At 72.8% G+C, this 11,926-nt stretch carries 10 protein-coding genes; 5 read left to right on the top strand and 5 right to left on the bottom strand.

Going from position 1 to position 11,926, the window contains the following annotated elements:
• Positions 1-31: 31 nt before the first annotated feature.
• Entirely contained in the window at positions 32-1,198 is a 1,167-nt protein-coding gene (locus tag GLX25_RS04730; RefSeq protein WP_155841095.1) for a hypothetical protein, read from the bottom strand.
• 40 nt (positions 1,199-1,238) lie between these two features.
• On the bottom strand, positions 1,239-2,246 hold the full coding sequence (locus tag GLX25_RS04725; RefSeq protein ID WP_155841093.1) for a beta-1,6-N-acetylglucosaminyltransferase: 1,008 nt from the start codon (positions 2,244-2,246) through the stop codon (positions 1,239-1,241).
• On the opposite strand from GLX25_RS04725, the gene GLX25_RS04720 reads away from it, so the two are divergent.
• Entirely contained in the window at positions 2,181-3,287 is a 1,107-nt protein-coding gene (locus tag GLX25_RS04720) for a glycosyltransferase family 2 protein (protein WP_338081367.1), read from the top strand. The genes GLX25_RS04725 and GLX25_RS04720 overlap by 66 nt on opposite strands.
• Before the next feature lie 30 nt (positions 3,288-3,317).
• Here GLX25_RS04720 and GLX25_RS04715 read toward each other — a convergent pair whose 3' ends face one another.
• Together GLX25_RS04715 and GLX25_RS04710 are read right to left on the bottom strand one after the other, a co-directional pair.
• Entirely contained in the window at positions 3,318-4,325 is a 1,008-nt protein-coding gene (locus GLX25_RS04715; RefSeq protein ID WP_155841089.1) for a glycosyltransferase family 2 protein, read from the bottom strand.
• Positions 4,326-4,369: 44 nt separating this feature from the next.
• The gene (locus GLX25_RS04710; RefSeq protein WP_155841087.1) at positions 4,370-5,509 is read right to left on the bottom strand and encodes a polysaccharide pyruvyl transferase family protein; all 1,140 of its coding nucleotides are present in this window, start codon (positions 5,507-5,509) and stop codon (positions 4,370-4,372) included.
• Between the two features lie 78 nt (positions 5,510-5,587).
• Here GLX25_RS04710 and GLX25_RS04705 point away from each other — a divergent pair, with 78 nt between their 5' ends.
• The 4 genes from GLX25_RS04705 (at position 5,588) to GLX25_RS04690 (ending at position 10,728) form a co-directional block, all read left to right on the top strand.
• Positions 5,588-6,946, top strand: coding sequence for an O-antigen ligase family protein (locus GLX25_RS04705; RefSeq protein WP_155841085.1), 1,359 nt, complete (start codon positions 5,588-5,590; stop codon positions 6,944-6,946).
• 63 nt (positions 6,947-7,009) lie between these two features.
• Positions 7,010-8,569 carry a tyrosine-protein kinase domain-containing protein gene (locus GLX25_RS04700; protein WP_155841083.1) on the top strand — a complete coding sequence of 520 codons (1,560 nt, stop codon included), beginning with the start codon at positions 7,010-7,012 and terminating at the stop codon, positions 8,567-8,569.
• Between the two features lie 63 nt (positions 8,570-8,632).
• A complete protein-coding gene (locus GLX25_RS04695) occupies positions 8,633-9,826 on the top strand; it encodes a glycosyltransferase family 4 protein (RefSeq protein WP_155841081.1) in 1,194 nt (397 codons plus the stop codon).
• On the top strand, positions 9,823-10,728 hold the full coding sequence (locus tag GLX25_RS04690; protein WP_155841079.1) for a polysaccharide pyruvyl transferase family protein: 906 nt from the start codon (positions 9,823-9,825) through the stop codon (positions 10,726-10,728). Before GLX25_RS04695 ends, GLX25_RS04690 begins: the two co-directional genes overlap by 4 nt.
• A gap of 14 nt (positions 10,729-10,742) precedes the next feature.
• On the opposite strand, the gene GLX25_RS04685 is transcribed toward GLX25_RS04690, so the two are convergent.
• Positions 10,743-11,807: a glycosyltransferase gene (locus tag GLX25_RS04685; RefSeq protein ID WP_155841077.1), complete on the bottom strand. Its 1,065-nt coding sequence runs from the start codon at positions 11,805-11,807 to the stop codon at positions 10,743-10,745.
• Between the last annotated feature and the right edge of the window lie 119 nt (positions 11,808-11,926).

Raw genomic sequence — 11,926 nt, 5'->3', positions numbered from 1 at the left:
ACCGACCCGCGCGAGGGTCGACGACCCCGGGTCATCCGCCCGCGAGTCGACCGCGCAGCACGCCGGACTTGCGCTCGAGGCGACGCAGCCCGTGGCGGAGGAATCCGGCGCCGGCCGGCGGGAGCCGGAAGCCGGTCTCCCGGGCGAACTCGCGGAGCTCCACCAGGTGCGGATCCCGGGAGTGGGCCACCTCGTCGAGGAAGCCGCGTCGGAGCTGCTCGTACACCTCGAGGTCGAAGACGCGCCCGTACGAGCCCAGCTGCCCGATGAGCTCGAGGGTCAGCTGGGTCCGCAGGCACTTGCTGCACCTCGAGCAGTTGCTCCCGTCGGCCGTGAGCGTGGTGCAGACGTGCAGGCTCTGGTGCGACTCGCCCAGCCCGGCGACGATCGTGGTCTTCTCGGCGCGCGTGTACCGGCTGCCGTGGAATCGCGGGCGGAACGCCGTCGTCTCGAGGAGCGGCATCGAGATCGGATCGGAGTACGCGGTGCTGTGCGAGCGCCCGACGGAGACCCGCGCGAAGGGGTGGGTGCTCGCGTAGAGGAAGCGGCCGATCCCGCCCTGCAGCAGGGACGCCGCGCTCAGGTTCCGCGGGCCGTGGGTCTGCACGAATCCCGCGAACGGGAAGAAGTCGTCGAGGTTCGAGTCGACCGGGACGAACGGCAGGCCGAGTCGCTCGGCGGACGGGGCGAGCCGGGTGCGCATCCGCTCGAATCGACGCCGCCCGGCCGCTCCGCCCGTCATCGCGCCGACGTTGAAGAACACCAGGTGCGTGAGCCTGAGCTCGTCCGGGATCGCGGGGGAGAGGTGCTCGGCGACGACCGCGAAGCTGTCGATGCCGGCGGAGAATCCGGTCGCGACGCCGGGAGCCGGCTCCCTCGCGGCAGCCTGCGCTCCGGCCTCGATCCCGATGGGTCGCAGCTCCGGGATCACGGCCTCCATCACGTGCTGGTAGCCGTGGGTCAGCCCGAACACGACCTCGTCGGTCACGGGCCCGTCGACGGTCATCGCCGCGCCCGCGTGCATGGCGGGCACGAGGAGTCCGATGACGGCCGGATCGGCGAGGTGGGTGAGGAGCGCGGCGTGCTCGCCCGGAACCGTGAACCAGAGCCGGGTCGGGGCGCCCGGGACTCCCGCGACCGGCACCGACCAGGTGACGCGGCCGCGGTCGGACTCGATCGCGGGCACTCCGATGCGCAACCCGGACTCCCATCTCGAGCATTCGTCGGACGCGGGGATCCTACCCCTCGGCCCGGTTCGCGTGGACGCGCCGGTCGAGCGCGTCCAGCAGGGCGGCGCTGGCGACCGGGTCGACCTTGCGGCAGAAGGCCGAGCCCGACGCGGCGAGCCGCTCGAGGTCGTCGACCGTGCGGACCGTCGGCTGGTCGAGTTCGGCGTCCCACGAGACATCCGTCACGGGGGCGAGGTCGGCCGGCGGCGAACGCCACGCGAGCGGCGTGACGAGGGCGGACTCGTCGGGGATGATCGTGCGCCGGTAGAGGCGGCGGAGTCGCGAGCCCGGCGCGAGGTCCTCGTCGAGGAGCCGGTCGAGTTCGGGCCGGCAGATCGCGACCCACTGGCTCCCCGTGTAACAGGGGCGGTCGGCCGTGAAGGGGGTGGGGCGACGGATGCCCCAGTGCACGCCTCGACCCCGGCTGACGACCCGCACGCCGAGCACGGGCTCGAGGCGGAGGGCGATCGCGCCGCGCACGCGCCGCAGGAACGCGCCGGGCCGACCGCCGACCCTGACGCCGAGGCGCGCGAGCGGGGTGCGGAACCACCGGTACGCGTACCGCGTGAGCTCGTCCCGGCCCTCGCCGCGCCGACGCCCCCAGTGCGGCGCGTACCGCAGTTCCTCGGCGGTTCCGACCCAGCCGCCGGCCGCGAGCACCTCCGCCTCCCACTCGGCGAGCGGCCGGATCGGGTAGTCCTGTCCCGACACGAGCACCACCATGGCGGGGTCGGCGCGCCGGCGCACCTCCTCGAACGCTCGCAGTGTCGCCTCCACGAGTTCCCACGAGCCCCAGTCCGTGTCGAGGCCGTGGACGAACACCCGGACGCGGGGATCGCCGGTCTCCGCCGGGAACGCGGTGGTGCGGTCGTCATGGGCGATGAGGACGAACGCGTCGGGGCTCGACGAGCGGATGGCGCGTGCCAGTCGCTGCACCTGCGGCCAGTCCCGATGGGTGAGCACGACGTACGCCGCACCCCCGCGCGCGGAGCGCCCGCCCGCCTGCTCGCCGACCATGACCGAAGCCTACGAGCCGGTCGCATCGCGTGGATAGAATCACCCGGTATCGGCGGAGGGCGGGAGACCATGGGCGGTGCACCGGTGCTGAGCGTGTGCATCGTGACCTATGAGCGACCCGAGTTCCTCGAGCGCTGCCTCCGGTCGCTCGACGCCGGGCTCTCTGACGACGCCGAGATCGTCGTCGTGGACGCCTCGGCCGCCGACCGTCGTGACATCGCGGACGGATTCGCCAGGCCGATCGTGTACGTGCACGCCCCGGAGCTCGCGGGCTGGATGACGCGGTCGCGCAACGCCGCGCTGCGGCACGCCCGCGGCGCGATCGTGAGCTTCCTCGACGACGACGTCGTGCTCCGCCCCGGGTGGCAGGCCGCGCTGCTCGCGGCCTTCGCGGATGCGGAGGTCTCGGCCGTGTCGGGGCGCACGTGCAACGGCCTGCCGGGCGAGGAGACGTACGAGAAGCCGATCGGCCGGCTCCTCCCGGACGGGACGCTGACCGACGGGTTCGCCTCGCTCCCAGGCGGCATCGTGGTCGTCGACCACGGCATCGGCGCGAACATGTCCTTCCGCCGGTCGACGCTCGCCGAACTCGGCGGGTTCCGCGACGACTACCCGGGCACCGCGCTCCGCGAGGACACCGACGTCTTCCTCCGGGTCAGGGCGATCGGCGGTCGCGCGATCTTCGCGCCCGACGCGGCGGTCGACCACCTCCCCGCACCGCACGTGCGCGGCGCCCGGTTCGACACCCGCTACAAGCTCTACGGGCGGAGGAACCACATGGTGCTGCTCGCCCGCGACGGCGGCATCCGCTCCCCGCTCCTCCGCCGGTGGGTCGGCGTGCAGTTCCGCGCGGTCGGTCGTGCGGGCGGGCTCGGCGCGAGGCTCAAGCGCCTGGGCGTGACGGTCGTCGGCGTCGGATGGGGCGCAGCGGCGATGCTCCGGTCGGCGCGCTGGTCGCCGCTCCCCCCGCGTCGCGTGGACGCGCTGGGGCGCGAGCTGCGTGCGACGCTCGGCGGGCGCACGGAGGGCGTCGCCCCCTGACGAGGCGGATGCCTCGTCCGCTCGGCCGCCTCAGCGGCGCCGAGGGCTCACGGCCGACGAAACCCGCGAGATGGCGCCGCTGACCCGGCGCGGCATCGCTGCGCGCACGCGGTCGATGCGGTGCGGGAGGATGTCGCGGGCGATCGCGAGCGCCTCGCGGTACGAGCGGACGTCGCGCGCCCGCCGGCAGGCGAGGAGCGCCCAGCCGAGCACGTGCCGGTAGTGGTCCCGGTACGCGTCGAGCGGCCGGTGCGGGGGCGTCGGCAGCGACGTCGGCTGCCAGAACGACCGGATGGCACGGAGCGCGGTCAGGCCCTTCAGCGGTGAACCGGTGCGCGTGATCGAGTCCGGGAGATCGCGGAAGAAGGCCAGGCGATCGGCGATCAGGCGCCACTCGGTCAGGCGAGCGACGTTGACGTACATCACCCAGTCCTGCGCGGTGACGAACCCGTGCGGGAATCCGCCGGCTCGTTCCAGCAGGTCGCGCCGGACGGCGGTCGTGCTCATCGATCCGCGCATCCGCTCGAGCAGCAGGTCGAAGCTCCGGCCCTCGATCTCGAGGTACGACAGGTCGCGCGTCGGCACGGCGGTCTCGATCGCCTCGAGGCATTCGTCGAGCGTGGTCGCGGCGAACTCGTCGTCGGGCCCGGCCTCCGGGGCGAAGCTCCAGTAGGCGGCGTTCATCGCGCCGATGCCGGGCGAGCTCACCACCTCGGCCTCGACGCGGGCGAGGTAGTCGGGGTGCAGCAGGTCGTCGTCGTCGAGGAAGCACACCCATTCGGTTCGCGCGTGCGCGCGCCCGGCGTTGCGGGCCGCCGCCACGCCCGCCTTCTCGATCGGCACGACGTCGACGGGCGATTCGGCGAGGGCGCCGATCGCGGGATCGTCCAGGCCGTCGGGCACCACGATCACCTGGTCGAACGACCTGGTCTGGCGCAGCGCGCTGTCGACCGCCTGCAGGACGAGGTCGGGGCGGCGGTGGGTGGGGATGACGAGCGCGAACGTCGGCCCCGCGGCATCCGGCTGTCTCTCCTGCACGCGGTCATGCTAGCGGGGCACTGCCGGACCGCGGACCGTGCGGGCTACCCCGGCCCGGCCGCCGCGTCGCCCAGCGCGCCGGCGAGGAAGCCCAGGGACGACGAGCGGAGCCGCTCGCGACCCGCCTCGACGTTGAGCCAGTCGACGTCCGCGATCACGCGGAGGCCGTCGACGCCGGTCGCTCGCGCCGCGAGCCGATGCTGCGCGATGAGCTCCTCCTGCCTCGCATCGTCGGCGTACCGCTGCCCGAGTACGAGTGGGCGTCGATAGAGCAGCGAGAAGCTCGCCGCGTGGAACGAGTCGGTGTACACGGCATCCGCATGGGCGATCGCCGAGACGAAGCCGAGCGGGTCCACGTCGGCGAACCGTTCGTCGTCGAGGGCGTGCAGGTCGACGACCTCCAGGTGACGCCGGGCGGCATCCTGCATGATCCAGTCGTCCTGGGCGGCCGTCGGCCGACCGAGGAAGAACCGGACCGCGTAGCGGACGTCCACGGGTCGCGGCCGATCCCCGATCAGCGCGTCCCAGTCGGCCCGAGGGAGCAGGGCGGTCGGGTCGAGCACGACCGGGGCATCGCGGCCGGTCAGGTCGGCGACGATGTCCGCGCCCACGGTCTCCCGGACCGAGAGGTGGGCGATGCCTCCGATCCACCGGCGGTAGCGGGAGCGGAGGTAGCCGGGGATGCGTCGGACGCCGAAGCTCGGCGCGTACGCGATGCGTTTCGCGCCCTCGGTGAAGTCGAGGAAGTCGAGCGTCTGGGCTCTTCGGTACGTCGGGTTCCAGACCTGGTCGGAGCCCGCGATCGCGCGTTCGTAGCGGTCGGCCCAGTAGTCGGTCGGCATCGTCGAATAGGCCTGGGGCGACGATCGGATGCGGTCGCGGGCGAACCCCGCGATCGCCGCGCGTCGAACCTCGAGGAACGGCGGGCTCGGCGCGGCCGGGGCTCGGAGCCGTCGCGGCATCCGCGACCGAGCCCGCTCGACCACGCCGGGAAGGTCGTGCCAGAGGTCGTGCATCGTCCGCGGCACGAGGAGCGAACGGTCCCACGACGGCGGTCGATTGGCGATCGTCTCGGGCACCCAGCCGAGGGACCGGACGATCTCGTGCAGCGCGAAGTTCTGGAGCCGGTTGCCGTAGTTCGTGTCGTCGTTGATCGTGACGATGCCGACGAGCCGCTCGCTCATCGGGCCAGACTACGTTGACGGCCCGCGGTGGCGGCGTCACCTGCGATACTGAAGCGAATCTCACGAAGGACCGGGGCCATGAGTTCGACGAGCGAGCGCCGGGTGATCCGGCACCTCCGGACCGTCGAATGGTGGTCCGGTGCGTGGCGCTGGGCGATGTACGCCTTCGCCGCGGCCGCGGCCACGTACTTCCTCCTCGACCGGGGTGCGTCGGGTGGCGCCACGTTCGCCATCGTGATCGCGGCCTTCGTGATCGCGGCATCACTGACCGCCTCGAAGCCGCTGGCGATCGCGTTGTTCGCGATGCCCGGACTCATGATCTCGCAGCGCATCGGCATCGGCGGCGCCGACCTCTCCGTCTCCGACGCGGCATTGGCGGCCGCCTTCGGCACCGCGCTGCTGCTCGGTCAGCGCCCGTACAGCAGGCCGCTCCGGCAGTTGCTCTGGCTGAACCTGCTGTACCAGTTCGCCACCCTCTTCACGGTCATCGTCAACCCGTACCTCGCCAACACGTTCGAGTGGTTCCATGCGTGGTTGCTGGTGTCCGGCGCCCTGATCGTCGGCTGGGCGCTGGGCGCGGCCGGCTACGCGCGGACGGCGCTCTCGGTGCTGGTGTTCACCGCCTGCGTGATCGCCGCGGTCACCCTCGTCGAGGCTGCAGCGGGGTACGCGCGCGGCGACTTCGGGCCGGCGGCGCCGAGCTGGCCGATCCCGATGCACAAGAACTTCGTCGGGACGGCGTTCGCCTTGGCCGCCGTCGTCGCGTACCTGAATCCCGACTGGGTCGCCTGGACCAAGGGCTGGTCCAGGCTCGCGTTCTGGATGCTCGTGGCCGGCGTGGTCGTGTCGCAGTCGCGGCAGGCGCTGATCGGGCTGATGGCGGCCATCATGATCGCGGTGATCCGCCGAAGCACGTCGCGCCGGTCGCGGATCCTCGTGCTGCTGCTGCTCATCCCGGCCGGTTGGCTCATCGTGTCGATGGTCGTCGAGCAGGTCCAGTCGCAGAACCAGCACAACTCGGTCTTCCAGCGCCTCGACTGGTTCCGCGAGGTGTACCTCTACTGGCGCGAGTCCCCGGTCTTCGGGCACGGCCTGCGCTACTGGCGCGAGCCCGGCAGTCTCGGCTACCAGCCCCCGCAGGGCGAGCTCGAGGTGCTGGCGAGTGCCGGCATCGTCGGACTCGCGGCGTTCATCGTGATGTGGATCGGGATCCTGCTCGTGCTCTGGCATGTCGATCCCCGCTTCGGCACGTTGGCGGTCGCCATCGTCCTCAGCCGGATCGTCCAGGCGCAGTTCGACCTGTTCTGGGTGGCAGCCCAGGTCTCCATCCCGTTCGTCATCGCCGGCATCTGCCTCGGCGCGATGGCGCGCGAGGAGCGCGCAGGCCCGGAGGTCGGGCTCGAACGAGCGGGTCCGAGGGGCTTGACATACCATTGACGCAATTCGCTCACTGTCCCCGGCGGTGCGAACGGAACAGCGGCACGACACGGAGGTGTCCACTTGGAACTGCGCGACTACCTCCGCGGCCTGCGCCGGCACTGGATCGCGATCGTGCTCATGACGGCGGTCGGCATGGGGGCCGGCTACGGCTGGACGCTGCTCCAGACGCCGGTCTACGTCGCGTCGGCGAGCGGGCTCGTGCAGTCCACCGGGCAGGGCACCGACGTCGGCAGCATGTCGCTCGGCGACAGCGTCGCTCGCTCGCGAGTGTCGTCCTACCTGATCATCGCCGGATGGACCGATGTCGCGGAGGGCGTGATCGACGAGCTCGAACTGGAGACCACCCCCGAGGAGCTGATCAACCGGGTTGAAGTGACGAACCCGAGCGACACGCCCATCCTGAACGCGACAGCCGAGGCGTCGACCGGAGCCGATGCGAAGGCGCTCGCCGAGGCCTGGCTCCGTTCCATGGCCACGGTGATCGAAGGCGTCGAGTCCGAGAGCAGCGAGTCCGGAGAAGCTCCCGTCGCGGTGATCTCGCGCGAGTCCGCCTCGGTCCCGACCCAGCCGGCCTTCCCGGACGTGCAGACCGCGCTGATCGTCGGCGGCGTCCTCGGCTTCGGTTTCGGCATCGCGTTCGCCATGATCCGGACGGCGGCGGACCGCCGCATCCGCAACGCCGAGGACACCGAGGCGAAGACCGGCGTCGCGGTCGTCGGCACGATCCCGTTCGTGCCGAGCATGGACGAGAAGAACCGGCTCGTCGACGCGTCGGCCGCGAACAGCACGGGCAGGAACGGCACCTTCGCGGTCTCCGAGGCGCTGCGAGCACTGCGCACGAACCTCCAGTTCATGGACGTCGACCATCCGCCGAAGACGATCGTCGTCACGAGTCCGCTGCCCGGCGACGGCAAGTCGACGATCGCGTGCAACCTGGCGCTCACGCTCGCAGCGGCCGGCACCACCGTCGTCCTCGTCGACGGCGACCTGCGGCGATCGATGGTCGCGAAGACCATGGGGCTCCCCGGCGGCGCAGGGCTGAGCGACGTCCTCGCCGGTCGCGCGGCCCTCTCCGAGGTGCTCCAGCGCACGGAGAAGTCGAACAACCTCCTCGTGCTGACGGCGGGCAGCGTTCCGCCGAACCCGAGCGAGGTGCTCGGCTCCGAGCGCATGCACACGCTGCTCGCAGACCTCACCAAGCACGCGACGGTGATCATCGACGCGCCGCCGCTCCTCCCCGTGACGGACGGCGCGGTGCTGACCCACCAGGCCGACGGAGCCCTCATCGTCGTGACGCTCGGGAAGACGACATACGACCTCCTCGAGAAGGCGCTCGACACGCTGCGGAAGGCGCGCGGTCGTGCACTCGGCATCGTGCTGAACAAGTCGCCGCTCCGGGGTGCGGATGCCGCGACCTACTCGTACGAGTACCGGCACGACTACACGTCCAAGCACGCGGAATCCAAGCACCCGGACACGCCGACCGCCGAGGCTCCCTCGGACGCGCCGACGTCCTCCCGGAAGGCTCCCGCTTCGAAGGCGACCCGCACGGCGGGCGCGCCGGCGGCGGAGGAGTCGGACGAGTTCGTCACCGAACCGCCGACCGACCAGCGCGGCTGACGCGTGGGCGGATCGGGATCGCCCCGCCGCGCCCGGACGGCGGGGAGGCGACGCGTCGCGCTCGTGACCTCCTCGTACGCTCCGCACGTCGGCGGAGTCGAGGAGCACGTGCGCCAGGTCGCTCGTGAGCTGATCGGCCAGGGTTGCGCGGTCGAGGTGTGGAGCGTGGATCGCGGAACCGGTCCGGTGACGCGCGAGCTCGACGGCGTGACGGTCCGCTACCTCCCGACGCCGCTGCCCTCGGCGTCCCCGGGCGGCATCGCGCGGTTCGCTCGCGCCTACCCCGGCGCTTGGCGGCGCTGGGCCGACGCGCGCGCGGAATTCCGTCCGGACCTCGTCCACGTCCACTGCTTCGGCCCGAACGGCGTCTACGCGCTCGCCCTCCACCGCCGGTCCCGCCTTCCGCTCATGGTCACGTCGCACGGTGAGACGGTCGCCGACGACGGCGCGGTCTACGATCGCTCGGCGCTGCTTCGGGCCGCGCTGCGGCGCGCGCTCGCCGCGGCCGCGGCGGTGACGGCGCCGTCGGCCTTCGTCGTCGACGACCTGCGCTCCCGCTTCGGGCTCATCGGCGGTGAGGTCGTGCCGAACGGGGTCGATCTCGCCGTGGCGGGCGACGCCCGCCGGAGCCCGTTCGAGGGCGAGTACCTCCTCGCGGTCGGCCGGCTCGGCCGGACGAAGGGGTTCGACCTGCTGATCGACGCCATGGCCGGCCTGCGCTCTGGCGCCGGCCCGGCCGATCCCGACGGGATCGATGCCGCCGCCGGCGGCGACATCCGTCTCGTCATCGTCGGAGACGGGCCGGAGCAGGCCCGCCTCGAGGCGCTCGTCGACGCACACGGACTCGGCGGCCGCGTCGTGCTCGCCGGCCGACTCGACCCGACGGCCGTCGCCGACGCCATGGCCGGAGCGACGGCCGTCGTCGTTCCGAGCCGGACGGAGGCGTTCGGCATCGTCGCGCTCGAGGCCTGGCGGTCCGGTGCCGCGCTCGTGATGACCGAACGCGGCGGTGCGCCCGGATTCGTCGTCGACGGCGTCGACGGACTGCTCGTCGATCCGCTCGACGTGGACGCGTTGCGTTCGGCGATCCGTCGCGTCGTCGACGACCGGGAGCTCCGGGCGCGACTCGTGGACGCGGGGCGGCGCCGCGTGCCCGAGTTCACCTGGCGGCGGGTCGCCGAGGCGTACGTCGCGGACTACGACCGCATCCTCGACGGCGACGACGCCCGCGATCGGCGAGCGGCGGAGACGGCATGACCTACTCGACCCCGCGGCGACGCCGCGTGCGGCAGGTGCGCCGGCTCGCGACCGCAGCGACGCGCAGCGCGATGTGGCGCGGCGGCGTCGTCGTCCCCGCCACCTGGTGGGACGGCCATCCGAACTTCGGCGACGACCTGACGCCCTGGCTGCTCCCGGACTACGGCATCGCGCCCGTGCACCGCGTGCCATCGAAGGCCCGCCTCGCGGGCGTCGGCAGCATCCTCGAGTTCCTCCCGGAGCACTTCGACGGCGCGATCTGGGGCAGCGGCCTCATGTACGGGAAGCCGCATCCGCTGCCGGACGCGACCGTGCTCGCCGTACGCGGCCACCTCACCCGCGACCTGATCGGGGCGCCCGCGGACGTCGCCCTCGGCGACCCGGGCATCCTGGTGGCGCGCCGCGCGCGGCGGCCGAAGCCGAGGTGGGACGTCGCGCTCGTGCCGCACGGGCACCACCGGTCGCACGAACCGTTCATGTCGATGGCGGATGCCGCGGGCCTCCGGGTCCACGTCGTGAACGTGCACCAGCCCGCAGCGCGGGTCGTGCGCGAGATCGCGGCGGCCGAGGCCGTGATCACGACCTCGTTGCACGGACTCGTCACGGCCGACGCGTACGGCATCCCGGCGACCTGGACGATGCTCGAGCCTCCGCTCAGCGGCGGCGCGTTCAAGTTCCGGGACTACGAGTCGGTGATGACCCCCGGCTCGAGCCGGTTCACGGAGTTCGACGAGTCGCGCGGGCTCGAGGGCATGATGGCCGGCGCGTCCGCCGCGCCGCGCGCGGAGGTCGAGCGATCCTGCGACGACCTCGAGCGCGCCATCGGTCGGTTGGCGGACGTGCTGCCCGACCTCCCGCGGTTCCCCGGCGGTGCGTTCCGCGTGCTCGCGGGTCGCGGATAGCCGCGCCCGGGCTCTCAGGCCAGCGCGGCCCAGACCCGGGCGTGCGCCTCCGCGCAGCGCTCCCAGGTGAACTCGCCGGCGCGGGCGCGCCCGGCCGAGACGAGCGGCCCGAGGTCCGACCCGCCCGTGGCATCCAGCAGGCCACCGGCGATCGCGGCGCCGTTGGGTTCGACGAGGATGCCGGCACCGCCGACGACCTCGGGAAGGGAGCTCGTCGCCGCGGCGACGACGGGCACGTTCGCGGCCATCGCCTCGAGCGCGGGAAGGCCGAAGCCCTCGTACAGCGAGGGCACGACCACGACCTCCGCGCTCGCGACGAGCCCCGGCATGATCTCATCGGGCAGGCGCCCCACGAGTCGGGTGCCTGGCATGCCGTCGAAGAGCGCCGTGCGGGTCGGGTGCGGCGGTCCGGCGAGCAGGAGCTCGAGCTCCGGTCGCTCGCGGTGCACGAGCGGCCAGGCCTCGGCGAGCGCCTCGAGGTTCTTGCGTCGCGTCGCGCCGCCCGCGTGCAGCACGTACCGCTCGGGCAGTCCGTGGGCCCGCCGCGCGGCCGCGTCGAGCGGAGCCGCGTCGAAGAACCGCGGGTCCACGCCGTTGTGCACGACGTGGGGCTCGCTGATGCCGAGCAGCTCGACGGCCTCGTGCGCGCTGAACTCGGAGACGCAGATGACCGCCGCGGCCCGTCTCGCCTCCTCGATCGCCGCCGGCACCGCTGCGGACTCGTCGGGGAACCGCCAGGCGACCACGTCGTGGATCGTGATGACGTCGCCGTGCGGCGACGGCGGCAGCTCGAGGTTCATGCGGTGCGAGACGGCGTCGCCCCCGTAGATCGCCCGCCCGAGCGCACGCCGCTGCCCGACCGACGCCCGCGCGACGCGGCCGAGCGGGAGTCGCCGGTTGCCGTCGAGCTCCGACCGCATCGACCGGAACACGAGCCTCCGGTACCGCCACTCCCGATCGTCGACGGCAGCGAGGGCGGATGCCGCGCGGCTCGCGACCTGCTCCTGGTACGCCTGCGCCCCCATCGGGGCTCCCGTGGCGATCGTCGCGATCGTGAGTCGCGGGGCGGCGGGCGTCATCTCGGGCTGGTCCCTCCGACTGGAGCGTCCTCGCCGCCGGCTCGGCGAGCGATGAGATCAATCTAGACGGCTCGACCGGCATCGCCCGCGGCGCGGACAGTCGGACGTACCATCCGCCT

The sequence above is a fragment of the Agromyces luteolus genome, assembly GCF_009729855.1.
Classification (GTDB): Bacteria; Actinomycetota; Actinomycetes; order Actinomycetales; family Microbacteriaceae; genus Agromyces; species Agromyces luteolus.
This window is presented reverse-complemented; position numbering and strand designations above follow the sequence as displayed.

Bases quoted from the DNA above. Each gene is read 5' to 3' on its own strand.
- GLX25_RS04725 (WP_155841093.1), bottom strand. From the start codon at position 2,246: ATGGTCGGCGAGCAGGCGGGCGGGCGCTCCGCGCGCGGGGGTGCGGCG.
- GLX25_RS04720 (WP_338081367.1), top strand. From the start codon at position 2,181: ATGGGTGAGCACGACGTACGCCGCACCCCCGCGCGCGGAGCGCCCGCC.
- GLX25_RS04690 (WP_155841079.1), top strand. From the start codon at position 9,823: ATGACCTACTCGACCCCGCGGCGACGCCGCGTGCGGCAGGTGCGCCGG.
- GLX25_RS04710 (WP_155841087.1), bottom strand. From the start codon at position 5,509: ATGAGCGAGCGGCTCGTCGGCATCGTCACGATCAACGACGACACGAAC.
- GLX25_RS04705 (WP_155841085.1), top strand. From the start codon at position 5,588: ATGAGTTCGACGAGCGAGCGCCGGGTGATCCGGCACCTCCGGACCGTC.
- GLX25_RS04685 (WP_155841077.1), bottom strand. From the start codon at position 11,807: ATGACGCCCGCCGCCCCGCGACTCACGATCGCGACGATCGCCACGGGA.